22 protein-coding genes and 1 pseudogene are annotated in these 24,787 nt (G+C 71.5%); 17 read left to right on the top strand and 6 right to left on the bottom strand.

Going from position 1 to position 24,787, the window contains the following annotated elements:
* The first annotated feature begins 70 nt into the window (after positions 1–70).
* From AB0B86_RS07770 to AB0B86_RS07760, 3 genes are read left to right on the top strand one after another with little or no spacing between them, the layout of a single operon-like run.
* Positions 71–802 (top strand): phosphocholine cytidylyltransferase family protein, encoded by a 732-nt coding sequence (locus tag AB0B86_RS07770; protein ID WP_007453659.1) that lies wholly within the window; start codon positions 71–73, stop codon positions 800–802.
* Positions 790–1,857, top strand: a complete 1,068-nt coding sequence (locus tag AB0B86_RS07765; protein WP_357410096.1) for an iron-containing alcohol dehydrogenase family protein — start codon at positions 790–792, stop codon at positions 1,855–1,857. Before AB0B86_RS07770 ends, AB0B86_RS07765 begins: the two co-directional genes overlap by 13 nt.
* Complete coding sequence (locus AB0B86_RS07760; RefSeq protein ID WP_357410098.1) at positions 1,832–2,554, top strand: CDP-alcohol phosphatidyltransferase family protein; 723 nt, start codon at positions 1,832–1,834, stop codon at positions 2,552–2,554. The genes AB0B86_RS07765 and AB0B86_RS07760 overlap by 26 nt, the downstream gene beginning before the upstream one ends.
* 330 nt (positions 2,555–2,884) lie before the next feature.
* On the opposite strand, the gene AB0B86_RS07755 is transcribed toward AB0B86_RS07760, so the two are convergent.
* Positions 2,885–4,153, bottom strand: coding sequence for a glycosyltransferase (locus tag AB0B86_RS07755; RefSeq protein WP_357416646.1), 1,269 nt, complete (start codon positions 4,151–4,153; stop codon positions 2,885–2,887).
* A 24-nt stretch (positions 4,154–4,177) separates the two neighbouring features.
* Between AB0B86_RS07755 and AB0B86_RS07750 the strand changes: the two genes are divergently transcribed.
* The 6 genes from AB0B86_RS07750 to AB0B86_RS07725 all read left to right on the top strand — a co-directional run bounded on the left by AB0B86_RS07750 (position 4,178) and on the right by AB0B86_RS07725 (position 11,888).
* Positions 4,178–5,038 (top strand): DNA-formamidopyrimidine glycosylase family protein, encoded by an 861-nt coding sequence (locus tag AB0B86_RS07750; protein ID WP_357410102.1) that lies wholly within the window; start codon positions 4,178–4,180, stop codon positions 5,036–5,038.
* 265 nt (positions 5,039–5,303) lie between these two features.
* A complete protein-coding gene (locus tag AB0B86_RS07745) occupies positions 5,304–6,875 on the top strand; it encodes a sugar transferase (protein ID WP_357410187.1) in 1,572 nt (523 codons plus the stop codon).
* Positions 6,876–6,913: 38 nt separating this feature from the next.
* The gene (locus tag AB0B86_RS07740; protein WP_357410104.1) at positions 6,914–8,140 is read left to right on the top strand and encodes a histidine kinase; all 1,227 of its coding nucleotides are present in this window, start codon (positions 6,914–6,916) and stop codon (positions 8,138–8,140) included.
* Positions 8,137–8,895: a LytTR family DNA-binding domain-containing protein gene (locus AB0B86_RS07735; protein ID WP_357410106.1), complete on the top strand. Its 759-nt coding sequence runs from the start codon at positions 8,137–8,139 to the stop codon at positions 8,893–8,895. The genes AB0B86_RS07740 and AB0B86_RS07735 overlap by 4 nt, the downstream gene beginning before the upstream one ends.
* A gap of 103 nt (positions 8,896–8,998) precedes the next feature.
* The gene (locus AB0B86_RS07730; protein WP_357410108.1) at positions 8,999–9,649 is read left to right on the top strand and encodes a DUF5701 family protein; all 651 of its coding nucleotides are present in this window, start codon (positions 8,999–9,001) and stop codon (positions 9,647–9,649) included.
* Between the two features lie 166 nt (positions 9,650–9,815).
* Complete coding sequence (locus AB0B86_RS07725; protein WP_357410110.1) at positions 9,816–11,888, top strand: carboxypeptidase-like regulatory domain-containing protein; 2,073 nt, start codon at positions 9,816–9,818, stop codon at positions 11,886–11,888.
* Between the two features lie 70 nt (positions 11,889–11,958).
* Here AB0B86_RS07725 and AB0B86_RS07720 read toward each other — a convergent pair whose 3' ends face one another.
* The gene (locus tag AB0B86_RS07720) at positions 11,959–13,218 is read right to left on the bottom strand and encodes a hypothetical protein (protein ID WP_357410112.1); all 1,260 of its coding nucleotides are present in this window, start codon (positions 13,216–13,218) and stop codon (positions 11,959–11,961) included.
* Complete coding sequence (locus AB0B86_RS07715; RefSeq protein WP_357410114.1) at positions 13,205–13,726, bottom strand: sigma-70 family RNA polymerase sigma factor; 522 nt, start codon at positions 13,724–13,726, stop codon at positions 13,205–13,207. Before AB0B86_RS07715 ends, AB0B86_RS07720 begins: the two co-directional genes overlap by 14 nt.
* Positions 13,727–13,929: 203 nt before the next feature.
* On the opposite strand from AB0B86_RS07715, the gene AB0B86_RS07710 reads away from it, so the two are divergent.
* Both AB0B86_RS07710 and AB0B86_RS07705 read left to right on the top strand, forming a co-directional pair.
* The gene (locus AB0B86_RS07710; RefSeq protein ID WP_357410116.1) at positions 13,930–14,607 is read left to right on the top strand and encodes a response regulator transcription factor; all 678 of its coding nucleotides are present in this window, start codon (positions 13,930–13,932) and stop codon (positions 14,605–14,607) included.
* 68 nt (positions 14,608–14,675) lie between these two features.
* The gene (locus tag AB0B86_RS07705; RefSeq protein WP_357410189.1) at positions 14,676–15,677 is read left to right on the top strand and encodes a HAMP domain-containing sensor histidine kinase; all 1,002 of its coding nucleotides are present in this window, start codon (positions 14,676–14,678) and stop codon (positions 15,675–15,677) included.
* Between the two features lie 109 nt (positions 15,678–15,786).
* Here the strand turns inward: AB0B86_RS07705 and AB0B86_RS07700 are convergent, their stop codons facing one another.
* On the bottom strand, positions 15,787–16,245 hold the full coding sequence (locus AB0B86_RS07700) for a hypothetical protein (RefSeq protein ID WP_357410118.1): 459 nt from the start codon (positions 16,243–16,245) through the stop codon (positions 15,787–15,789).
* Between the two features lie 88 nt (positions 16,246–16,333).
* On the opposite strand from AB0B86_RS07700, the gene AB0B86_RS07695 reads away from it, so the two are divergent.
* The 5 genes from AB0B86_RS07695 (at position 16,334) to AB0B86_RS07675 (ending at position 22,475) form a co-directional block, all read left to right on the top strand.
* Entirely contained in the window at positions 16,334–17,578 is a 1,245-nt protein-coding gene (locus AB0B86_RS07695) for a DUF4173 domain-containing protein (RefSeq protein WP_357410120.1), read from the top strand.
* Positions 17,579–17,622: 44 nt separating this feature from the next.
* Positions 17,623–18,036 carry a hypothetical protein gene (locus AB0B86_RS07690; protein WP_357410122.1) on the top strand — a complete coding sequence of 138 codons (414 nt, stop codon included), beginning with the start codon at positions 17,623–17,625 and terminating at the stop codon, positions 18,034–18,036.
* Positions 18,037–19,680, top strand: coding sequence for a cation acetate symporter (locus tag AB0B86_RS07685; RefSeq protein ID WP_357410124.1), 1,644 nt, complete (start codon positions 18,037–18,039; stop codon positions 19,678–19,680).
* A gap of 342 nt (positions 19,681–20,022) precedes the next feature.
* A complete protein-coding gene (locus tag AB0B86_RS07680; RefSeq protein WP_357410126.1) occupies positions 20,023–20,787 on the top strand; it encodes an ABC transporter ATP-binding protein in 765 nt (254 codons plus the stop codon).
* Positions 20,784–22,475 carry an ABC transporter permease gene (locus tag AB0B86_RS07675; protein WP_357410191.1) on the top strand — a complete coding sequence of 564 codons (1,692 nt, stop codon included), beginning with the start codon at positions 20,784–20,786 and terminating at the stop codon, positions 22,473–22,475. The genes AB0B86_RS07680 and AB0B86_RS07675 overlap by 4 nt, the downstream gene beginning before the upstream one ends.
* Here the strand turns inward: AB0B86_RS07675 and AB0B86_RS07670 are convergent.
* Together AB0B86_RS07670 and AB0B86_RS07665 are read right to left on the bottom strand one after the other, a co-directional pair.
* Positions 22,459–22,677, bottom strand: a complete 219-nt coding sequence (locus tag AB0B86_RS07670) for a DUF397 domain-containing protein (RefSeq protein WP_357416641.1) — start codon at positions 22,675–22,677, stop codon at positions 22,459–22,461. The genes AB0B86_RS07675 and AB0B86_RS07670 overlap by 17 nt on opposite strands.
* Entirely contained in the window at positions 22,674–23,459 is a 786-nt protein-coding gene (locus tag AB0B86_RS07665; protein ID WP_357416639.1) for a helix-turn-helix transcriptional regulator, read from the bottom strand. Before AB0B86_RS07665 ends, AB0B86_RS07670 begins: the two co-directional genes overlap by 4 nt.
* A 422-nt stretch (positions 23,460–23,881) precedes the next feature.
* On the opposite strand from AB0B86_RS07665, the pseudogene AB0B86_RS07660 reads away from it, so the two are divergent.
* Positions 23,882–24,633, top strand: a pseudogene (locus tag AB0B86_RS07660) (flavin reductase family protein).
* Positions 24,634–24,787: the final 154 nt, after the last annotated feature.

Genomic DNA, 24,787 nt, shown 5'->3' with positions numbered 1-24,787 from the left:
CCGGAGCGGTGAGGTCAGCCGGCGCTATCCTCCAGCGGTGACGGGGAGCAGGACGAGGGAGGATGTCGCGATGATCGGAATGGTGCTCGCGGCCGGAGCGGGACGCCGGCTGCGCCCGTACACCGACACCCTGCCCAAGGCGTTGGTGCCGGTGGACGGCGAGACCACGATCCTGGACATCGCGCTCGGCAACCTCGCCGAGGTCGGGCTCACCGACATCGTGATCGTGGTCGGCTACGCGGCGGACGCGGTCCGCGAGCGGCAGGCCGACCTGGAGAAGAAGTACGGGGTCACCCTCACCCTGGTACACAACGACAAGGCCGAGGAGTGGAACAACGCCTACTCGCTCTGGCTGGCCCGGGAGTACTTCGCCCGTGGGGTGCTGCTCGTCAACGGGGACACCGTGCACCCGGTGAGCATCGAGAAGACGCTGCTGGCCGAGCGCGGGCCGGGCATCCTGCTCGCTGTGGACACCCTCAAGCCGCTCGCCGAGGAGGAGATGAAGACCACCTTCGACGCCGCCGGCCAGCTCACCCGGATCACCAAGATCATGGACCCGGGCGAGGCGTACGGGGAGTACATCGGGGCCACGCTGATCGAACCGCAGGTCGCCGACGCCCTCGCCGACGCGCTGGAGGCGACCTGGCGGCGGGACCCGAACCTCTACTACGAGGACGGCTACCAGGAGTTCGCCGACCGGGGCGGGGAGGTGCGGGCGGCGCCGATCGGTGACGTCCCGTGGGTCGAGGTCGACAACCACGCCGACCTGGCCCGCGCGCGGGAGATCGCGTGCCGCTACTAGCTCGGAGCGTCCTCACCCCACTGCACATCGACGTGCGGCGTGGGGCGGTGGCCGACCTCGGCGCGATCCTGGCCGACGGGCGGATCTCGGCCGGCGGTGACGTCGCGGTCGTGGTCGGCCCAGGTCAGGGCACCCAGATCGCCGAGCTGATCCGGCCGTCACTGCGCACGGCCGACGTGTTCACCGTCTCCGGGGGGACGCTCGACGCCGCCGACGACCTCGGTGGCAAGCTGCGCGCCCGGTCGTACGACGCGGTGGTCGGGATCGGTGGCGGCAAGACCATCGACGTGGCCAAGTACGCGGCCACCCGACGCGGCCTCCCGATGGTGTCGGTGGCGACCAGCCTCGCCAACGACGGCATCGCCTCCCCGGTGGCCAGCCTCATCACCGACGGGCTCAAGGGCTCCTACGGGGTGCACATCCCGATCGCGGTGATCGTCGACCTGGACTTCGTGGAGAGCGGTCCGGAGCGGCACAACCGGGCCGGTATCGGTGATGTGATCAGCAACATCAGTGCGCTTGCCGACTGGGAACTGGCCCGCCGGGTCCGCGTCGAACCGTTCGACGGACTCGCCGCGTCGCTGTCCCGGGCCGGTGCCGAAGCCGTGCTCAACCACCCGGGCGACATGACCGACGACGCCTTCGTCACAGTGCTCGCCGAGGCGTTGATCTCCAGCGGTCTGGCGATGGCCATCGAGGGCACCAGCCGCCCGTGCAGCGGCGGCTGCCACGAGATCATGCACGCCATCGACGCGCTCTTCCCCGGCACCGCCTCACACGGCGAGCTGGCCGGGCTGGGCGCGCTGTTCTGCACCTGGCTGCGCGGTGACCAACGCCGCTTCGGGGAGATGTCGGCCTGCCTCGCCCGGCACAGTCTGCCCCGCCTCCCCGCCGAGGTGGCACTCAGCGACGACCAGTTCATCGAGGCGGTGCAGTTCGCGCCGCGTACCCGACCGGACCGGTACACCATCCTCGAGCACCTGGCGCTGTCGCCTACCGAGACGCGGGAGCGGCTGGCAGACTACGCCGGTGCAATCCGCGACCAGCTTGGCTGACCCCCGTCCCACCGTCGCCGACTTCCACCGGGTGAACCGGGGTGGCGGCCTGTTCAGCGAGTCGATCAGCCAGTGGCTGGGTGCCGTCTTCGCGCTCGTCGCCCAGCGCCTCGGGCTGCGTCCCACAGCGCTGACCATCGCCAACCTGGTGCTCGGCCTGGCCACCTCGGTCACCGTGGTGGCGCTCGCCGGCCCGGTCGCCGACGGAGACGTACCGGCCTGGGTGGTCGGCCTGTTCGCCCTGATCGGCTGGCAGGTGGCGTACTCCCTGGACTGCGCCGACGGACAGCTGGCCCGGGTGACCGGGCAGGGCAGCGCGGCCGGGGCCCGGGTCGACATCCTCTGCGACGTGGCCGCGCAGATCGCCCTGGTCGCCGCGCTGGCCGCGACCGCCGTGGCGCAGGAACCGGCCACCCCGACCTGGCTGGTCGCGACCTTCGCGGGCACCTGGATGGTCAACCTGGTCACCTCGGTCATGCAGGCCGGTCCGAACGCCGCAAGCATGGTCACCTCGACCTCGCTGCCGGTCCGCCTGGTGAAGCTGGTCCGCGACTACGGCGCTGTGGTCTTCGTGGCCGCCCTGGTGCTGGCCGTGGCCCCGGCGCTGGTCCTCTGGGTGATTGTGGCGTTCACGATCGTCAACGGCGGCTTCCTGCTGGCCAGCATCGCCTTCTCCGCCCGCGCCTCCCTGCGCTGACACCACCCGCGCGCCCCCAAGATCACACCGCCACCCACGGGTGCCCGCCCGACTCCAAGACCGCGCCGGCACCCACGGGTGCCCGCCCGACTCCAAGATCGCACTCGATCCAGGATGAAGTGGCTTCAAAGCGGCCGGATGCCACTTCATCCTGGATCGAGCGCGATCATGACGTGCGGCCGCGGCCGCGGCGGGGGGCGGAGCACGGGGCACGGCGCGCACGGGGCACGGCGCGCACGGGACACGGGGCGCACGGGACACAGGGCGCGGCGCACGGGGCACGGCGCGCGGCGCGCGGCGCGGGGGCGCGGGCGGGGGCGGCGCGCGAGGTTAGACGTGGTCGGGGGTTCGGGACATCCCGGCGTAGATGTCGATGAGCTGCTTGGTGACCACGTCGGGGTGGAAGGTCCGCTCGTAGCGGGCGCGGGCGGCCAGCGCCAACCCGGACGCGCCGGCACGGGCCACCGGCAGGGCTGCCGCCAGCGCGGCCGGCTCCGGCGCCACCACCCAGCCGGCCTCCCCGAGGCCGATTCCGGCCGGCATGACCGGCCCGCCGCCCCCGGCGACCGCCGAGGCGGTCTCGGCCGGGCCGGTGCCGGCGGGCTCGTGCGGGGCGTCCGCTCCGACGAGGTACGGAATGCCGCCCAACGCGGTGCCGAGCACCGGCCGACCGCTGGCCAGCGCCTCGATGATCACGGTAGGCAGCACGTCGTGCCACATCGAGGCCGCGATCACCACGGCGCTCGCCTCGACCGCGGCGCGTACCCCTGAGCGGTCGAGCTGACCGAGGTAGACCACGTCGGGTCGCTCGGCGGCGGCGGCCTCCACCAGCGGGCGCAGTTCGCCGTCACCTGCCACGCGCAGCGTGCCCAAGGTGCCCACCGGGTGCCGACGCCAGGCGTCCAGCAGCAGGTCGACGCCCTTCTCGGGCGAGAGCCGGGCCATGTAGAGGAAGCCGTCACCCAGCGGCGCCGGGCGGCCCGGATCGGGTACGGCATTCGGCTTCACGACGATCCGGTCGTCCGGAATGCCGTAGTCGCGGAGGTGGTCGGCGATGGCCGTGGTGAGCGCGACGTACCGATCCACCGACTTCCAGGTGCCCCGGTGCACGGCCAGGGTGGTCGCCATCAGCGCACTCTGCGCCGCCGAGTCGCGGTAGCACCGGTGCTTGATCGCCGGCACGCCCAGCGCCCGACCCTTGCAGTCCTGGCAGATCACGCCGTCCCGGAAGTAGATCCCCGACGAGCAGACCTGCCGGTAGTTGTGCACCGTCTGCACCACCGGCACGCCGTGCCGGTGCGCGGTCCGCACCACCCAGGGCGAGATCAGGGGGTACGGGTTGTGCAGGTGCAGAACGTCCGGGCGGTGCTCGGTGAGCAGCCGGCTGAGGTCCTGCTGGGCACGCGGAGCCCAGATCGGCGAGATCGGCAGCAGCGCCTTGGCGGCCTTCGACATCGACGGGATCTCGTCCGAACTGCGGATGAACGGCAGCACCTCGACGCCGGCGGCGTTGAGCTGGGCGATCTCCGAGTCGACGATGGTGTTCTCGCCGGACGGTTGGGCTTCCCGGTACCGGTTGTGCGCCACCACGATTCTCACGGGAAAGAAGGCTACCGTTGGGTCGTGCCCGAACTACCGGAGGTTGAGGCGCTCGCGGGTTATCTGCGACAGCGCGCGGTGGGGCGGCGCGTCGATCGGCTGGAGATCGCCGCGATCAGCGCCCTGAAGACATACGAACCGGCACCGACAGCGGTCGCCGGGCGGGCGGTCATCGACGCCGGCCGGCACGGCAAGTTCCTCGACGTGCTCTTCGAGGGCGATCTGCACCTGGTGGTGCACCTGGCCCGGGCCGGTTGGCTGCACTACCGGGAGGCGTTCCCCTCCACCACCCCGCTGCGTCCCGGCAAGGGCCCGATCGCGGTGCGGGTACGCCTGGACGACGGCTCCGGCTTCGACCTCACCGAGGCCGGCACCCAGAAGAAGCTTGCCGCGTACCTGGTCACCGACGTGGCGGCGGTGCCCGGGGTGGCCAAGCTGGGTCCGGACGCGCTCGCCTCGGATCTACCCACCTTCGCCGAGCGGCTGCGCAGCCGGCGGGGGCAGGTCAAGGGGGTGCTCACCGACCAGTCGGTACTGTCCGGGGTGGGCAACGCGTACTCCGACGAGATCCTGCACGCCGCGAAGCTGTCCCCGTTCGCGATCACCGATCGGCTCACCGACGCCCAGATCGCCACCCTGCACGCGGCCACCCGGCAGGTCCTCGGCGACGCGGTCGAGCGGTCGCTCGGTCAGCGGGCCGCCGAGTTGAAGGGCGAGAAGCGCTCCGGGTTGAAGGTGCACGCCCGGACCGGGCTGCCCTGCCCGGTGTGCGGGGACACCGTCCGCGAGGTGTCGTTCGCCGATTCCAGCCTCCAGTACTGCCCAACGTGCCAGACCGGGGGCAAACCGCTCGCTGACCGACGGTTGTCCCGACTCGTACGGTGAGTAATTCCACTCGCCGACTACGCAGCGGAATCGCCCACGCTGAGCGGAAGCTCCGGTCCGCCGTTCTGTTCACGCGCGTATCCATCGGTATAGTGGCCCGGGTCCCCGGCTTCTGAAATGGTGCGGAGCCGGCCAGATCGCACCGGCACCATCGCTCGCCAATCTCCTTCGGGGCGGCGACCGGTGGGGGCCCGCGTGGGAGACTGGGACGGTGGGCGACCCGGGCCCTCACGCCGAGTGAGCGGCCCGTGTCATGCGGGAGGACATGGGTGAGGTGACGGCAAGCCTCCAGCGCCCGGTAACCAACGAAGGCCGGAGCAGACTCGTGCGGCACGTCGACAGCTTCGAGATCCAGCCGCCGACGCCGCCGTCTCACAACGGTGTCCCCCGGTCGGCGTGGACCAGGTCGCGTCGCCGGGTCTCCCGCTGGCACCGCCCCTACATCGCCATCCTGCTGCTGCTCGACTTCGGCGCGGCGGCGTTCGCCAGTTGGATCGCGATCCAACTGTTCGACCAGGCCGCCTCCGGGTTCTCCGGCACCCAGCAGGACCCGACCTGGTTCCACACCGTCTCCTACCTGCTGCTTCCGCTGGGCTGGGTGGTGATCCTCTGGAGCAACCGGGCCTACGACCGGCGCTACCTGGGGCTCGGCCCGGACGAGTTCAAGCGGGTGATCCGGGCCTCGGTGACGGTGGCCGCGAGTGTCTCGTTCCTCGCCTTCTCCACAGTCACCCAGCTGTCCCGGTTCACCGTGGGCACCGCACTTGTCGGTGCGACGCTGCTGATCCTCTGGGGTCGTTTCGTGGCCCGCTGGGCGCTGCACTACATCCGACGGCGGGCCGGCCAGGCCGCGCACCGGATGGTGCTCGTCGGCACGCTGCCCGAGTGCCTGGAGGTCTACGCGGCGGTCACCCGCAGCCCGGCCGCCGGGCTGATGCCCGTCGCCATCCACATCACCGACGGGTACGCGGCGGCCCGCGGCATGCCGACCCCGGTCCCGGTGTACGCCGGACGCGACGTCCTCGCGCTGGTCCGTGAGGTCGGCGGGGACACCATCGCCGTCTGCGGATCGGCCAGCGCCGAGCCGGGTGAGCTGCGCCGACTGGCCTGGCAGTTGGAGGGCTCCGGCGTCGACCTGGTGGTCGCCCCGCAGTTGACCGACATCGCCGGCCCACGGGTGCACATCCGCCCGATCGAGGGTCTGCCGCTGCTGCACGTCGAGGAGCCGACCCTGTCCGGGCCGGCGCTGCTCGCCAAGAACCTGATGGACCGGGTCGCCGCCGGCCTCGGTCTGCTGCTGCTCGCCCCGCTCTTCGCGGCCATCGCGGTGGCGATCCGGATCTCCGATCCCGGGCCGGTCTTCTTCCGCCAGCCTCGGGTGGGGCACGAGGGGCGCACGTTCCGGGTGTGGAAGTTCCGGACCATGTACGTCGACGCTGAGGATCGGCTGGCCAGCCTGGTCGACCGCAACGAGACCGACGGCATGCTGTTCAAGATGAAGGAGGACCCGCGGGTCTTCCCGGTCGGTCGGTTCCTGCGGGCCACCTCGCTCGACGAGCTGCCGCAGCTGATCAACGTGCTCTGGGGCGAGATGTCGCTTGTCGGGCCGCGTCCGCTGCCGGCCGACGACGGCGACTTCCTCGGCGACGTACGCCGGCGGCTGCTGGTCCGCCCCGGCATGACCGGCCTCTGGCAGGTCTCGGGCCGCTCCGACCTGTCCTGGGACGAGTCGGTCCGGTTGGACCTCTACTACGTCGACAACTGGTCGTTGGCGTACGACCTGAGCATCCTGTGGCGCACCGTCGGCGTGGTGCTCGCCCGCAAGGGCGCGTACTAGGGCTTGGCGCACCGGCTCACAGGGGCAAGGATCACTGCGTGGGCGCCAACCTCTCCGCCGTGGTCGGCGTCGTATCACTCGTTACCGCGCTGACCGCGGCCCTGCTGGCGGTGCTGCGACTGCGGGCTCGCCGGGGCATCGCCACCGCCACCCAACGGGCCACCTACGAGGTGCTGCACACCGCCGGCCTGGCCGCCGAGCCGCTGCGGGCGGGGTTGAGCGCGGCGGGCGCGGCGAAGGCCGTACGTCATCTGCGGGCCCTGGTGGGCGCGGTCGGGCTGGCCCTCACCGACGTCGAACGGCTGCTGGCCCTCGACGGACGGGGCACGCACCACGGCGATCAACTGCTCGCGGCGGCCCGGCGGACGGTGGACACCGGGCGGTCGACGGTGCTCGGCGAGCAGGAGCTGCACTGCGACCGGGTGGACTGCCCGATCCGGGGGGCGGTGGTCGCGCCGTTGCAGGGGGCGGACGGGCGGATGGTCGGCGCGCTGGTGGCCGTCGCCGACAGCCCGCCACCCCCGGGGCTGGTGCAGGCCACCCTGGAGACGGCGCACTGGGCCGGTAACCAGCTGGCCCTGGCCGAGCTGGACTCGTCGCGGGAGCGGCTGGCCCGTGCCGAGATCCGCGCGTTGCGGGCGCAGATCAGCCCACACTTCATCTACAACGCGCTCACCGCGATCGGCTCGTTCGTCCGCACCGACCCGGAGCGGGCCCGGGAGCTGATCCTGGAGTTCGCGGAGTTCACCAGGTACTCGTTCCGGGCGCACGGGGAGTTCACCACCCTCGCCGAGGAGCTGCGCTCGATCGACCGTTACCTGACCATCGAGCGGGCCCGGTTCGGCGACCGGTTGCAGGTGCGGTTGCAGATCGCCCCGGAGGTGCTGCCGGTGACGCTGCCGTTTCTCTGCCTCCAGCCGCTCGTGGAGAACGCGGTTCGGCACGGGTTGTCCCGCAAGCCGGGCACGGGCATGGTGAGCATCGAGGCCCGGGACGCGGGCGCCGAATGTCACATCACGGTGGAGGACGACGGAGTGGGAATGGACCCGTCCACGCTTACCGCCGGCATCGCCGAGCTGGCCCGGGGCACCGGCGATCCGGGGGACGACCCGGGTCAGCACGTCGGCCTCTCCAACGTCGACGAGCGGCTGCGCTCGGTCTTCGGGGACCGGTTCGGCCTGGTGGTGGAGACCGGGTTGGGCTCGGGTACGAAGGTGAGCATGCGGGTGCCGAAGTTCCACCCCGGTGTGCGGGCGGGCTCGTGACCACGGGGTTCCTCCGGGTGCTGGCGGTGGACGACGAGCCGCCCGCGCTCGACGAGTTGGCGTACCACCTGCGGGCCGACCCCCGGGTGGCCCGGCTGCACACCGCCGGGGACGCGACCGAGGCGCTGCGGTTGCTGCGCGACGGTGACGTGGACGTGGTCTTCCTGGACATTCGGATGCCGGGCCTGGACGGGATGGAGTTGGCCCGGGTGTTGCGCCGGTTCGCCCGGCCGCCGGCGATCGTCTTCGTCACCGCGTACGACGACGGCGCGGTGGACGCCTTCGATCTGGGTGCCACCGACTACGTGCGCAAACCGGTTCGGGCCGACCGGCTGGCCGAGTCCCTGCGTCGGGTGATCGGGTCGCGGGTGGTGCCGTCTCATCCGGCGGCGCTGGCCCGCGCTGAGGAGGACCCGACGATTCCCATCGAGTTGGCCGGCACCACCCGGATGTTGCCGCGCTCGGCGGTGCGGTGGGTGGAGGCGCAGGGCGACTACGCCCGGTTGCACACGGCGGACGGGTCGCACCTCGTGCGGGTCTCGCTTGCCACCCTGGCGGAGCGGTGGGCCGATGCCGGTTTCGTCCGGGTGCACCGGTCGTACCTGGTGCAGTTGCGGTTGATCGCTGAGCTGCGGCTTGTCAACTCCGGCTATGTCGTGGTGATCGACGCCACCGAGCTGCCGGTGAGCCGGCGGCACACCCGGGAGCTGAAGGACAAGCTGGTCCGGGCGGCGAAGCAGGACTGGGGCCGCTGACCAGGCGCCTGGCCGACCGGCACGATCGCGCAGCTGCGGCGGGAATAAGCGCGCCGAGCCGTACGTCGTACGGTACGTTATCCGGACGACGATTGGAGCCGCCGTGTTCGACGCCGCCACCGAGTTCGACAGTCAACTCGACCACCTGGTGCGACTCGACTACCCCGCGCTGGCCGGGCTGACCGAGCCCGCCTTCCGCGACCTGGTCGCACCGCTGCGGGCCAAGGCGATCGAGGGCACCGCGGGCCTGCCCGCCCCCACCGACGCCCGGGTGCCGTTCCTGCTTGTCATCACCCGGGAGTTGATCGGGGTGGTGGAGCGGCTCGGGCGCACCACCCTGGCCGGCAAGCGCAAGCCCGGCGTCCTCGACCGCAACTACGCCGACGACGACCTGCCCCGCTTCGACCCGATCAAGGAGCTGGAGGTGCCGGCCGGCCCCGCGTACCTGCTCTTCGACGTCGACCGGGGCGAGGAGTTCCGCAATCTGGCCCCGGCCACCGCCATGGAGGGGATCACCGCCCAGGGCCGGCTGCCGCTCTCCATCGACGAGGGTCTCGCCTTCATCACCCTCTACCCGGCCGCGCTGGCGAGCAACAGGTGCTTCTCGCTCGTCGGTTCCCGCTGCGGCGACCGGCGGGTGCCGGCCCTCTGGATCAGTCAGGGCGCACCGAAGCTGGGGTGGTGCTGGCACGGCAACCCGCACACCTGGCTCGGCTCGGCCTCGGCCCGCCCTGAGCGCGTCGGCGTGGAGTGACAGTCCGCTGAGGAGGGATGACCGGTCGTTCAGGTCCGCCCGACCGGCCCTGCCGACGGATATCGCCGGTGGCCTATTCTCCGGGAGCCGATTCCCGTACGGGGCGCAGGGGCGGTGTGGGCGAAGCCTGCTCAAGTCGCCCCACCACCCTCACAAAGGGACATCCATGCAGCTATCCACAGCCCGCCGAGCCCTGCTGGCCGGTGCCGTCGTGGCGGCACTCGTGCTGCCCGGCGCCACTCCGGCGCAGGCCGCGGCCACAGGTGCGGTCAGCGGACACCTGACCACCAGCACCGGCACGGCTGCCGCCGAGGTCCAGGTGCTGGTCTACGACGCCGACAGCTACTCGTACGTCCACGACACCTACACCGACGCCGACGGCAGCTACACAGTCGCCGGGCTGCCCGCGGGCTCGTACCTGGTGGGCTTCTTCCCGCTTGAGCAGCCCGGGCAGTACTACCACCAGCAGCCGACCATCTTCAGCGCCACCCCGGTGGACGTCACCGCTGGTGGCACCGCCAGGGCCGACGATCAACTCTTCGCCGTCGGCACCATCACCGGCCAGATCGTCAACGCCGCCGGTGAGCCGGTGCCGAACCTGGCCGTCAACGCCCGCGAGGTCGAGACGGGCGCCGCGACCGGAGGCCTCACCGACGACCAGGGCCGGTTCAGCTTCACCACCCAGCCGGGCCGTTACACACTGAGCTTCGAGCCGATCCCGGGCTCCTACCAGAAGCAGTACGTGCCCGGAAAGATCGATCAGGACAGCGCCGGTGTCTTCGAGGTGAAGGCGGACGAGACGATCGTGGTCAACGAGACCGCGCTGTCGGCGGGCACCCTCAGCGGCCGGTTCACCAACGCCGCCGGTGCCCCGCTCGCCAACGCCCAGGTCAGCATCAACACCGCCGGTGGTGGCAGCGGGGCGTACACGGAGACCGACGCCAACGGTGAGTTCACCGCGCAACTCCTTCCGGCCTCCTACCTCGTGGGCCTGTACGCCGGTGACCGGCAGCAGTACTACCGCGGCAAGTTGAACTCTGAGGACGCCGACCGGGTCGAGGTGCGCGGCGGGGAGCAGACGACGATCACGGACAGCCTGCTCGGCACCGGTTCGGTCACCGTGCAGGCTGTCGATTCGGTCACCGGAGCGTCCATCGCCAACTTCTGCGTCCGGTCGGTCTGCAGCAACGGCAGCGGCACGGCGACCGTCACCGACCTGCCGCAGGGCAGCTACACCCTGGACGTGAACGTAGCGGACGGGCTGCACTTCTCCCGCGAGGTGACCGGGGTCGACGTGCGGGCCGGCCGCGACAAGAAGCTGACAGTGAAGCTCCGGCCCGCAGCGGTTATCAGCACCACGATCGTGGACCGACAGAGCGGCCTTCCCGTACCGAACGTCTGCCTTGACACGTTCCTACCGAAGCAGGCGAAGCTGGGGGCCGGCTACGGCAACTGCAGCGACCGCACCGGCAAAATCAAGACCGGCCCGCTCGCGGCCGGCAGCTACAAGCTCTTCGCAGTGCCGCGCGGCGACACCTACGGCCGCCAGTGGGTCGGCGTCAATGGCGGCACCGGCGACGAGCGGGAGGCAGCCGTCGTCACCGCGACCGTCGGTCAGGTCGTCACCGGGCCGCAGATCAAGCTGGACCGGGCCGGGTCGGTCACCGGCACGGTCACCGACCCGACGGGCAAGCCGGCGCCGGAGGCCGCAGTGTCGGTGCTGACCGCCCACCCCGGGGTCGGGGCAGAGGACGCCACCACCGACGAACACGGCGTCTACACCCTCAACCGGCTCGGCCCGTACGCGTGGCCGGTGGTGGTCAGCGGCTACTCGTACGTCAGCGAATGGTCCGGCGACAAGCCGAGCCGGTTCACCGCCACCCCGGTGACGGTCACCGCCGGGGCGGCAGCCACCTACAACGTCCAGCTCGACCAGGGCGTCCAGTTGACCGGCACCTTCCGGACGCCGGACGGCACCCCCTTCACCGATGGCTTCGTCATTGCCCGCAGCGTCGACACCGGCGACATCGCGGGCAACAGCAGGATGGAGAACGGGCAGTTCAGCTTCCGCCTCAAGGGTCCGCAGAAGATCTTCTTCACCTACGACGTCTCGCTCGGTGACAAGCAGTTCGACGGTCGCTACCTGGTGACCCAGCCGGACGGCACCCGCAAGCTGGCACGGTTCACAGTGCCGACGAGCGGCAGCATGTCAGTGGATCTGGTCGTTCCGACCAGCTGACGATTCGACACGGCGGGGCCGGTGGCACCACGCCACCGGCCCCGCCGCCTACCCGAAGGAACGTGTGCGCTCAGTCCGGGAGCGCCAGGCGCGTCCAGGTGGTGCCGTCGCTGGTGAGCAGGACATGGTCGGCTCCGCTCACCGTCATGTCGTCCCGGCCGTAGAGCCAGGCGTATCCGGGCGCGGCACCGACGCCTCCGTCGCTGTCGTACTCGCGGACCGTCTTGAACTGTCGCCCGGCATCCAGGCCGATCATGGCCCTGGACGTGTTGCGGGAGGGCTCTGTGTTACCCGCCTCGACGAGCAGCAGGGAGCCGCCCGAGCCGACAACGAGGAACCGGGTCTCCACCGAGTTGGGCAGGGTGGTGCCCATGTCCGCCCAGGTCCGCCCTCCGTCCGTGGTACGCAGCAGCTGCGACGTGCCCTCGACCTCCATCGGCTGGGCACCGGCCGGTGGTGGCGGCGCGATCAACAGGTACGCCTCCTGGGCGCTGACCCCCGCTATCGCGATCACGTTCGCCCCGTCGGCTGGCCGCCAGGTGGTCCAGGTGGCTCCCCGGTCCACGCTCCGCGCCACCACCATGGCGCCGACGTCACCGGGCCAGTAGGTCACCCAGATCGTTCCGTCCGCACTCGGATAGATGCTCGCGGGCGGATAGGGCGACGGCGGCTTGCTTCCGAGCCGGTACACCGTCCCCGTCGGCGAGACCGCCACCGGTTCACGCAGCGCCCCGCAGCCCCGGCCCCACTGACAGAAGACCGGCTGCGCCGTAGCCGGAAAGGACGGCACCGTCACCATGGCCTGCTCGGCGTCCTGCCAGGTGCGACCGTAGTCGGTGGAGAGCCGGAGCTGGGCGCCGTCCCGGACCAGGTAGGAGCGCTGGCCCAGCACCGAGAACTCCGGGTTGCTCAGCGGATTTCCCTGTTCGTCCTGTCCGCATTGGCTGGTGGTGCGGTAACGGGTCGTCTCGTCATCGGTCCAGCTCCGCCCGCCGTCGTCGGTGTGCCGGAACCGCACAGTGAAGCAACCCTCGTCGGCGTCCCACACCCCCGCGACGACTGCCGATTCCGGCCCGGTCAGGAAGAGCTCGCCGCCGCGGTCCGGCTTGACCGGCGGCTGGTCAGGACCAGTCCATCCATCCCGGCCGGTGTTGCCGAACAGCGGCAGCAGCGCGATGCTCGCCACGGCGACAACCAGGACAAGCGCCACCCCGCTGGTACGCCGCCGACGGCGGGCGTGCGCTGCCGTCCACAGGTCGTCCAAGGGTGGCTGGCGAATCGCGTCGGCGACGGTGTCGACGTCGAAGCCACTGAACTCACGACCGGACATCGATCCTCCCGATGGTCATGCTCTCGCTGATCTCTGAATCGGTGAGCAGCGCCGCCAGGGCCTGCCGGCCCCGGGACAACCGGGACTTCACAGTGCCCGGCGAAACGCCGAGTGTCGCCGCCACCTCGTCGATCGGCAGGTCGACCAGGTAGTGCAAAGCCAGCGCGTGCCGCTGCCCCAGGGGCAGTTCGCGCAACGCGGCGAGCAGTGCAAGGTGCTCGGGCGAGCGGTCGGCAACCGTCGGGGGCGGCCCGATCCGACGCAGCAGCCCGTCCAGCACCCGCCGCCGCCGGTGGCGGCTACGGGCGACGTTCACCGCGACCCGGCGCAGCCACGCCTCCGGGTTGTCGAGGCGGGTCAGCCGCCCGGGTGCGGTCAGCGCCCGGGTGAACGCCTCCTGGACCGCCTCCTGCGCCTCGCACAGATCGCCGGTCACCGCGTAGAGCTGGACCACCAGGCGTCGGAAACAGCCTGCGTACAGCTCGCCAATCAGATCACCGTCGGACACCCTCACCACCCTTCTTCACCTGTCCCACTCCTGGGCGGAGGGAAAGGTTCCGGGCGACGATCAGAAGGTGGTGACGGCCAGCAGGGCGGGAGTCCCATGCGCCAGCCGGCGACCGGAGTTATCCACAGGCGTGAGCCGTTCTCCACAGGTTGTTCACAACGCAACCCACTGATCTCCACGGCGGCTCCCTACAGTCGTGACCCATGAGGGAACGCCGGATACTGGTCGTCGAGGACGAACGGACCATCGCCGATTCCATCGCCGCCCGTCTGCGGGCCGAGGGTTTCACGGTGCAGGTCGCGGCGGACGGGCCCAGCGCTGTCACGCAGTTCCGCACCGGCCAGCCGGATCTCGTCGTACTCGACGTGATGTTGCCGGGCTTCGACGGCCTGGAGGTGTGCCGCCGGATCCAGGCCGAGCGGCCGGTGCCGGTGCTGATGCTCACCGCCCGGGACGACGAGACCGACCTGCTGGTCGGGCTCGCGGTCGGTGCCGACGACTACCTCACCAAGCCCTTCTCGATGCGGGAGCTGGCCGCCCGGGTGCACGTTCTGCTGCGCCGGGTGGAGCGGGCCGCCACTCCGACGCCGCCCGCGATCCGCCTCGGCGACATCGAGATCAACGAGTCCGAGCGGCGGGTCCGCCGGGCCGGCGCCGACGTGCACCTCACGCCGACGGAGTTCGACCTGCTCGTCCACCTCGCCCGGCGGCCCCGCACCGTGCTCCCCCGGGAACGACTGCTCGCCGACGTGTGGGGATGGGTCGACGGTAGTGGCACCCGCACTGTGGACAGCCACATCAAGGCGCTGCGCCGCAAGCTCGGTGCCGACCTGATCCGGACCGTGCACGGCGTCGGGTACGCCCTGGAGGTGCCCGCGTGACCGGTCGGCTGTTGGACTGGCTGGAACTGGTGTTACCGCGTCCGCTGGATCCGGTCCGCTCGATCAAGATGAAGCTCGGTGTGCTGCTCGTCGCCTCGTGGGCGGTGGCCATCGGCTACTTCTGGTACGGCATCGGTTGGCTCCCGCCCGGCACGGCGGCCACCAGCATCCTCATCGGGCTGGTCACCTCGCAGGTGCTCGCCCACGGGATGACCTCGCCGCTGCGCGAGATGACTGCGGCCGCCGGGGCGATGGCCCGCGGCGACTACACCCGACGGGTCCGCGCCACCTCCCGGGACGAGGTCGGTGAGCTGGCGCAGGCGTTCAACAAGATGGCCGAGGATCTGCACGCCGCGGATCAGCGCCGACGTGAGTTGATCGCGAACGTCTCGCACGAGCTGCGGACCCCGATCACCGCGTTGCAGGGCGTGCTGGAGAACATGGTGGACGGGGTGGCCGACCCCGAGCCGGCGGCGCTGCGCTCGGCGCTGGCCCAGACCGAGCGGCTCGGGCACCTCGTCGCCGACCTGCTCGACCTGTCCCGCCTCGACGCCGGGGTGGTGCCACTGCGCCGGGTACGCATCGACGTTGACGACTTCCTCGACGAGGCGGTGGAACACGCCACCGCCAGCGCGTCCGGAGCCGGGCTTGATGTGCGCTTCCAGCTCCGCGAGCTGCCGGCGCCGCTCACCGTCCACGCGGACCCGTGGCGGCTGCACCAGGTCTTCGCGAACCTGCTCGACAACGCCGCCCGGCACAGCCCGCCCGGTGGCACCGTGCGGCTGAGCGCCGAGGAGCACGCCGGCCAGCTCCGCTTCGAGGTCAGCGACGAAGGCCAGGGCATCTCACCGGGTGAGCGGTCCCGGGTCTTCGAACGGTTCACCCGCGGCGACCGATCCGCCGGTGGCGGGACCGGGCTCGGGCTGGCCATCGCCCGCTGGGTCGTCGAACTGCACGGTGGTCGGATCGCGGTCCTCGACCCCGTCAAACCGCACCGGGTTGATCGGCCCGGCTGCCGCATCCAGGTCACCATCCCGACCGACGGGCCACACCGGAAAGAGGTCGCATGACCAGCCCTGGCACCACTCCGCCGCCGGCCACCGGACCGACCGGACCGACCGGATCGCAGGTCCTCCCGACCGTCAGACCGGGTCCGACAGTCGCACCGGCCGCCGCTCATCAGCCCCAACCGTGGCCGAGCGCACCTGCCGTACCACGGCCACCGTCGGCTATCGCGCGGCGCTGGCCGGGACCGTCCGGCCCGGCCCGGCCGCTGGTGCTGGCGGCGTTGGCGGCGGCGGCGGTCGTCGGCGCGACCACGCTCACCACGGTTCGTCCCGGCCTCGGCTGGCTGGTGGCCACGCTGGTCGGCACCGCCGCCCTGGTCACCGCCGGCGTGGCCCGGTCCAGGACATCGCCGTCGCCGGCTGGCGTCACCGCGCCGGTCAGCGCACCCGGCGCACCGGTGACGCCGGCCGCCGCCGCACCGACTACCGCCAGCACGCCGCCACCCACCACCACCGCGCCAGCATCACCGACCGCGCAGCCCGCCGCGCCAGCACCACCAACCGCGCAGCCCGACACTCCGACGCCGACCGCCGCCGCCCCGGCACCCTCGGGTGGGTCGGCGACCGTCACCGCGCCAGCACCCCCATCCGCGGGGACGCCCGCCCGTTCCGGTGCCACGGGGGCACCGGGGCGGACGGCACAGGTCGCCTGGGCCGTCTTGACAATCGCACTGGTCGCGGTCGGCACGGTCCGCGCCGCCGGCTGGCTCTTCGCGCTCTGCGTGCTCGCGGCGGCGGTGACCGGGACCCTCGCGGTAACCGGCGGTCGAAGCCCACTCGGGATGCTTGTCGCCGCGATGCTGCCGCCGGCCGCGACAGTACGGGCGCTCCCCTGGGCGGCACGCGGGCTGGGCGACACCCGCCCGGCCGGCACGGGGATCGGGGTGGGCCGCATCCTGAAGAGTTTGACGATCTCCGCCGGTCTGTTGATGCTCTTCGGCCTGCTCTTCTCCTCCGCCGACGCGGTCTTCGCCGACCTGCTCACGGGTCTGCTGCCCGACATCTCGCTGGACGGTGTCGTCGGCTGGCTGGTGCGTCTGGGGCTGATCGGCGGCGCGCTGCTCGGTGCCGCGTACCTGGTCAGTCGCCCACCCGACCTGGAGGGCCTGCGGCCGGGGCCGGCCCGACCGGCCCACCGGCTGGAGTGGACCATGCCGCTGGTGTTGCTCGACACCCTGTTCGCCGCGTTCGTACTGGTCCAGCTCACCGTGTTCTTCGGTGGCGCGGGGCATGTGCTGCGGACGGCCGGGCTCACCTACGCCCAGTACGCCCGTGGCGGCTTCTGGCAGCTGCTCGCCGTCACCGCACTCACCCTGCTGGTGATCGCTTTCGCCGCCCGCCGGGCACCGAAGGCCACCCGAACGGACCGGCTGCTGGTTCGAGCGCTACTCGGCACCCTCGCCGCGCTCAGCCTGGTGGTCGTCGCCTCCGCGCTCTACCGGATGCAGGTCTACGCCGACGCGTACGGTGCCACCCGCCTCCGGCTCTTCGTGACGACAGTCGAACTCTGGCTCGGGCTGCTCTTCGTCCTGGTCGGGGTGGCGGTGGTGCGGCTGCGGGCCGCCTGGTTGCCCCAACTGGTGGTCGGCACGGCGGTGCTCGCGCTGCTCGGGTTGGCAGTGGTCAACCCGGACCGGATGATCGCCGACCGGAACGTCGACAGGTACCAGCAGACCGGCCGCTTGGACGTCGGTTACCTGTCCGGATTGTCGGCGGACGCGGTACCGGCGCTGAACCGGCTGCCCGAGCCGATGCGTGGCTGCGCCCTGAGGCAGCTCGCCGCCGAGATGCCCCGCGACGGGCTCTGGGGGACGAACCTCGGCCGGGAGCGGGCGCGGGGAGATCTCGAGGAGGTCCAGGGGGCCGCTGCGCTGATGGACTGCACCGCTGTGCGGGGCTGGTGAGCGTGAACGCTTGACAATCGCGCGCGGCGGGCAAGACTGCCGGGGTGGCCAAGCAACTCCCTGACGTGGGGTCGGGCGGTGCGGTACCGCCGCCCCGGCGGACCCGGGTCGTGCTGGCCGAGATCAGCCGGCAGGACACCCGCGCCGAGCGGACCCGCGCCGAGCTGGCCCAGCAGACCCAGGTCGGCGAGGCGCTGGTCCGCGGCCTGGTCCGGGCCCAACTCGCGCTTGCGTTGCGGCTGTCCCTGGTGGTGGTCATCGGGTTGGGTGGGCTGCCTCTGCTGTTCGCCATCGCCCCGTCGCTCGGCCGGACCACGGTCGCCGGCGTCAACCTGCCGTGGTTGCTGCTCGGGCTGGCCTCGTTCCCGTTCCTGATCGGGGTGGGCTGGGCGTACGTGCGGTTGGCCGAGCGCAACGAGCAGGACTTCACCGACCTGGTGCAGCGGCCGGAGCGCTGAGTGGGCAACGACTTCGTGGTCCCGGCAATCGTCGCGGTTACCCTGGTCACCGTCGGCATCGGCTTCTACGGGCTGCGGTTGGCCCGGACCACGTCGGACTTCCTGGTGGCGTCCCGGGCGATCAGTCCGACGTGGAACGCCGCCGCCATCGGGGGTGAGTACCTGTCGGCGGCGAGCTTCCTCGGCGTCGCCGGCCTGGTCCTCAAGTACGGCGTGGACGTGCTCTGGTACCCGGTCGGTTTCGCCGCCGGTTACCTGGCTCTGCTGCTCTTCGTGGCCGCGCCGCTGCGCCGCTCCGGCGCGTTCACCCTGCCCGACTTCTGTGAACTGCGGCTGGGGTCGCGCCGGCTGCGCATCCTGGCCACCGCGTTCGTGATCTTCATCGGGTGGTTGTACCTGGTGCCGCAACTCCAGGGCGCCGGGCTGACCCTGGCGACGGTGGCCGGTTCCCCGTACCCGGTCGGTGCCCTGCTGGTGGCCACGGTGGTCACCGCGAACGTGGCGCTGGGTGGGATGCGGGCCATCACCTTCGTGCAGGCGTTCCAGTACTGGCTCAAGCTGACCGCGCTCGCCGTACCGGTGATCTTCCTGGCCTTGCAGTGGCAGGCCGACGGTCGCCCGGCGGTGACGCCACCCGACGGGCCGACGTTCCGGGTCGCGACCACCGTCGTGGTCGAGCACCGCGCGACCCTCACCCTGCCCGACGGCGACATCCGCGAGGTACGCCCCGGCGACGAGCTGACCTTCGCGGCCGGCGATCCGGTGCCGGACGTGTCCGGGGTGGCCACCGCCGCCAGCGACTGGCTGCTGCCCAGCGCCGCCGGTAACGACGACCGGGGGCTGTTCGCCACGTACTCGCTGATCCTGGCCACGTTCCTGGGCACCATGGGCCTGCCGCACGTGCTGGTCCGCTTCTACACCAACCCGGACGGCGCGGCGGCCCGCCGGACCACCCTTGTCGTGCTGGCCCTGGTCGGCCTCTTCTACCTGCTGCCCACCCTGTACGGGGTGCTCGGCCGGATCTACACGCCGCAACTGCTCGTCAGCGGACAGACCGACGCGGTGGTGGTGTTGCTGCCGGGTGCGGCCCTCGGCGACGGGGCAGCCGGTCGACTGCTCGCCGCACTGGTTTCGGCGGGCGCGTTCGCGGCCTTCCTCTCCACCTCGTCCGGGCTACTGACAAGCGTCGCCGGGGTGATCTCGACGGATGTGCTCGGCCGGGGCTCGGTGCGCGGTTTCCGGCTGGCGACGGTGATCGCCGGAGCGGTGCCGACGCTGCTGGCGCTGCACGTCTCCGGACTGGACGTGTCGCAGGTCGTCGGGCTGGCCTTCGCCGTCGCCGCGTCGAGTTTCTGCCCGCTGCTGGTGCTCGGCATCTGGTGGCGGGGGCTGACCGACGTGGGTGCCGCCGCCGGTGTCGTGGTGGGCGGCGGCGCGGCCATCGGGGCGGTGTTGGTCACCGTGCTCGGCCCGCCGCTGTCCGGCTGGCCGGCCACGCTCACCACCCAGCCGGCCGCCTGGACGGTGCCGCTTGCCTTCACCGTGATGGTCGTGGTGTCGATGGCGACCCGCCGCCGGGCGCCGGCCGACGTCGCAGCCACCATGCTCCGCCTGCACACCCCGGAAGCCCTGCGCATGCAGTGACTGCGGGTGCCCTTCGCGGACCCACCCCACCCCGCCCCGCCGATCATGGAGTTCTGGTGCCTGGATTGCTCTTTCACGGGCGCTTTGTCACCCACCACAAGTCCATGATCGACAGGGTCAACACGTGCGGACGGGATCCGGTGCGGATCAGGTTATGAATGGATCTCGTGGTACGTCGCGACACGACGAGCAGCTGCGACAGGGCAGCGGTGTTACCGACGGCAGCGGCCTCCGCAGTGGGCGACAAAGTCGGAGGAGCAGGTGACTCTACGCCTCCAGGATGATCGCGGGTCCGTCGGCCGCCGGACGGCGGAACTGGTGGTCGGCGGATAACGTCGGTCCATGACTGGTGAGCATCCCGCGCTCGCGCTGCGGGGCCTGGCGAAGCGATTCGACGGCACGGTGGCGGTGGCCGGCGTGGACCTGGACGTCCCGGCCGGATCCTTCTACGGCCTGCTCGGCCCGAACGGCGCTGGCAAGACCACCACCCTGTCGATGGCGGTCGGGCTGCTGCGGCCGGACGCGGGATCGGCGTGGGTGCAGGGGCACGACGTCTGGCAGGACCCGGTGACCGCCAAGCGGCTACTCGGCGTGATGCCCGACGGGGTCCGGCTGTTCGACCGGCTGACCGGGGCGGAGTTGCTCGCGTACAACGGGTTGCTGCGGGGGATGGACCCGGCGGTGGTCGACCAGCGGGCCGCCGAGCTGCTTGACGTGCTGGCGCTCGGTGACGCTGGTCGCACGCTCGTGGTGGACTACTCGGCGGGCATGAAGAAGAAGATCGGCCTGGCCTGCGCGCTGCTGCACGGCCCTCGGGTGCTGGTGTTGGACGAGCCGTTCGAGGCTGTCGATCCGGTCTCCGCGGCGCTGATCCGGGACATCCTCACCCGGTACGCGGCGGGCGGCGGCACCGTCGTCTTCTCCAGTCACGTGATGGAGGTCGTCGAGCGGCTCTGTTCGCACGTGGCGATCCTCGCCCAGGGCGTCATCAAACGGGTCGGGACGATCGACGAGGTCCGCGACGGCCGCTCGTTGGAACAGATCTTCGTCGAGGTGGTCGGCGGGCGCACCGCGACCGGTGAGGAGCTGTCGTGGCTGTCCCAGTGAGCGTGGACGCCACCTCCGCCGCGCCCGTACGCGCGGTCTCCGCTCGCCACTTCATGCGGCTCAAGCTGCGGGTGATGGGCAACAACTTCCGGGGCCAGGGCTGGCGGATCGCCCTGTTCATCGGTGGCGCGCTGGTCGGGCTCTGGTTCGCCGCCAGCGGCTTCTTCCTCTTCGCCGCGCCCGGCCTGGCCGACGACGGCCAGTACGCGGTGCTGATCGCGGCGGCGGGCGGCGGGCTGCTGGTGCTCGGTTGGCTGCTGCTGCCCCTCGTCTTCTTCGGCGTGGACGAAACCCTGGACCCGGCCCGGTTCGCGCTGCTGCCGCTGTCCCGCCGCACGTTGGTGACCGGCCTGTTCGCGGCGGCCCTGATCAGCGTGCCGGTGCTCGCGGTGCTCATCGCGACGTTCGGGCTGGTGCTGACCTCCTGGTCGTTGGGTGGCTGGTCGGCCGGACTGGTCGCGGTCGTGGGTGTGCTCGCCGGGCTGCTGCTCTGTGTGGCCGCGAGCCGGGCCGTGACAAGCGCCTTCGCCACCATGCTGCGCTCACGCCGGGTCCGCGACCTGGCGGCCGTGCTGCTGGCGGTGACCGCCGCGCTGATCGGCCCGTTGCAGGTCTTCGGTCTCGCCGCGCTGCGGGAGGCGGACTGGTCCCGGCTGTCCAGCGCGGCGACCGTGATCGGTTGGACGCCGTTCGGTGCCCCGTGGACCGCCGGCATCGACGTGGCCCAGGGCCGGGTGTGGGCGGCACCGGTCAAGTTGCTGATCACGGTGGTGGCGCTCGGCGCCCTGCTGGCCTGGTGGTCCCGGTCGCTGGAGTCGGCGATGGTGGGTGCGGCGAGCGCCGGTAAGGCCCCGGTTCGGCGAGGCGTGAGCGGCGGTGCGGTCGCTCAACTGTTTCCCCGCGTGGCCGGCTGGGTCCGTCGCGACCGGTTCGGCGCCCTGGTCGCCCGGGAGGCCCGTTACTGGTGGCGGGACGCTCGCCGCCGGGCCAACCTGATCACGATCGCGGTGGTCGGCATCTTCGTACCCGTGTTCATAAACGTCACTGGCGGGGACTTCGCGGCCATGGAGAGCGGTGGGTTGACGGCTGCGGCGAGCGACAGCTCACCGGTCGTGGTCACCATCTCCATGGTTCTCGTGGGTGTGCTCGCCGCGGCCACCCTGGCCAACCAGTTCGGCTTCGACGGCAGCGCGTACGCCGCGAACGTCGTGGCCGGGGTGCCCGGTCGGGTGGAGCTGCGGGCGCGGATGACGGCCTTCTCGCTGTACGTGCTGCCGATGCTGGCGCTCGTGTCGGTGGTGCTCGCGGTGCTGCTCAGTCGACCGGGTTGGCTCGGGCTCACCTTCGGCAGCCTGGTCGCCACCTACGGTGCCGGGCTGGCGGTGAACAGCCTGGTCTCCGTGCTCGGGGCCTACTCGCTGCCGGAGACGAGCAACCCGTTCGCGATGACCAGCGGCGCGGGCCTGACGAAGGGGCTCCTGGTCATGCTGAGCATGGTCGCCTCGGCGGTCGCCGCGGTGCCGATGGTGGTGGCCGCCGCGCTCCTCGGTGACGTGTGGCTCTGGCTGGCTCTGCCGCTCGGTGTGGCGTACGGGCTGGGCACGGCGTTGCTGGGGGCGTACCTGGCCGGCGACGTGCTGGACCGACGTCAGCCGGAACTGCTGGCCACGGTTACGCCGCGCCGTTGACTGGCGCGGTGGCCGGGACCTGGGCAGCGTCGGCGATGAAGTCGCGCCAGACGGCTGGCGCGAAGGTGAGGACCGGGCCGGAGCGGTCCTTGCTGTCCCGGACCAGGACGACACCAGGCACGTTGTCCGCCACCTCGACGCAGGCACCGCCCGTGTCACCGGACCTGGTCGACGTCCTCCAGCGGGGTTGAGCAACGGTCATGGCGTCACCTTCAGCTTCCGGACCAGATCCAGCGAGGCGCTTGTGGAGAGTGCTTCGCCGAGCAGGCTATCCCATTTACGACCAATCAGACGGACCACATCCGGGTCGTCGATGACGTGTCCACGAGCAACATCCTCGACATAGGTGACCCGTTCCCCGTCGGGCAGTTCAGCGAGCAAGAAGCCGCCGGTCAGTCCGACGTGAGCGCCGGCGTCGAGCGGCACGACGTGCAGACTGACACTGGGCATGACGGCGATTTCCATCAGCCGACCGAGCTGAGCGTCCAGTACCGCCGGCCCGCCGACCGGGCGGCGTAGAGCCGTCTCGTCCAGGACGAAGACGCATTGCGGCGACTCTGCACGTTGCCACAACTGCTGTCGTTCCATCCGGACCGTGACCAGCTCGTCCACGACCTTGGTGGGATTAAGGCCACCAGCGGAAATGACCGCGCGGGCATAGTCCTCGGTTTGCAGGAGCCCCGGAATCAGGCACGGCTCGAACTCGCAGAGCCTGATCGCCTGCTCCTCATGGTTGCGCCACGGAACGAACCACGTCGGCAGCCGCTGCCGATCGGCAGCCCGCAACAGCTCGGCGAGGAGGCCGCCGGTGGCGAGGGCCTCGTCGGCGGCGACAGCGAATTCCATTGTCGGCCGGCGTCGGCCGGTTTCGATGGCTGCGACGGTGGATGGACTCCACTTGGTGAGTGTCGCCAACGTCTCCTGGGACACCTCGGCACCGGCGCGGGCGGCCTTCAACGCCCGTACCCACATCTCGACGTTCATCCTTACCTCTCCGGTAAGTACGTGACTGCGCTGCGTAGTAAGCCCTGGCATCCTCCCCTTTCCGCGCCTTCCCGTCCAGGGTGGAGGGCACGCGGCCCGGCCGGTGGAGGCGACGTCCCGGCGACTGGGTCCTGCGTTCGGGCCGCCCCGGTCATCCCCCGGCCGGGGCGGCCCTCGTCGACCGGGAGGAGATGAGCCATGTTCCGATTCGTCAGGGGCAGGAACGGGGCGCGGTGGTCGTACCGGAGAAACAAGCCGGTGGTGAGCGCGGAGAGTGCGCCGAGGACGGAGCCCACGCGGCGGCCCGCGTGGGCGGACGGGCCGACGGTGGCCGTGCCGCGACCGGGCCGGGCCGGCTGGCTGACCCCGGCGCAGACCTGGCGCGCGAACGGCGGTCGCTGGTGAGCCGACCGCACCTACCGATGCGGCCGCTCTGGCGGTGTCGCGGCTGCGGGGCTCCCTGGCCGTGCCAGTCGGCGCGGCTGGCGCTGCTCGCCGAGTACCGGCACGACCGCGTGGGCTGCTGGTCTACCTGGGTGCCCTGATGACGGAGGCCGGCGCTCAGCTCACGCGGCTCACCGGGCGACCCGCCGACCTGCACGAGCGCTTCCTGGGTTGGGCGCGGGGCCGGGGCGGCACAATGTTTCACGTGAATCATGAGCCGGGTGCCGAGATCCATTCCACCGACCCGTTCGCGGTGCCGAGCGGGCAGCGGTCGCCGGTACGCCGGCTGCGTGGTCGCCTCGCCGCGCCGGTGACCCTCTGGACGGCGCCGGGCCCGGCCGGGCTGACGGTGTCGTCCACCCTGGTGGCCGAGGGGGAGCCGGACCGGCTGCTCGGGCTCGTCGACGCCGAGTCCGACCTCTGGGCGGCCGTCGAGGAGTCCGGGCGCTTCGCCGTCACGCCGCTCGGTCCGCCGCACCGGCAGCTCGCCGACCGGTTCGCCGGCCTCTTTCCCGCCCCGGGCGGGCTCTTCGCCACCGGTGGGTGGATCGAGACGCCCTACGGGCCGGTGCCGGCGGATGCCGGCGGGTGGGCGGGGTGCCGGCTGGACACCGCCCGGGAGTACGGCTGGGGCCTGCTGGTCGAGGCCACGATCGAGGCGGTCGACCTGGTCGAGGACGCCACTCCGCTGCTGCACTACCGAGGTCGCTATCACGAGCTGCCGGCCTGAACGGAGGCCTCGCCCGGGCGACCGATCATCGCAGTGACCTGAGTCACTTGGCGCAGCCAGCCAACCGCTCGGCGCACTCGCCGACCGCCGTCGATCTCAGCCTTCCCTGCCGGGGAGTGCGCTCTTTACGGTGCGCAAAACTCCCCTGACGCCT

The organism is Micromonospora sp. NPDC049047 (assembly GCF_040649135.1).
Taxonomy (GTDB): Bacteria; Actinomycetota; Actinomycetes; order Mycobacteriales; family Micromonosporaceae; genus Micromonospora.
This window is presented reverse-complemented; position numbering and strand designations above follow the sequence as displayed.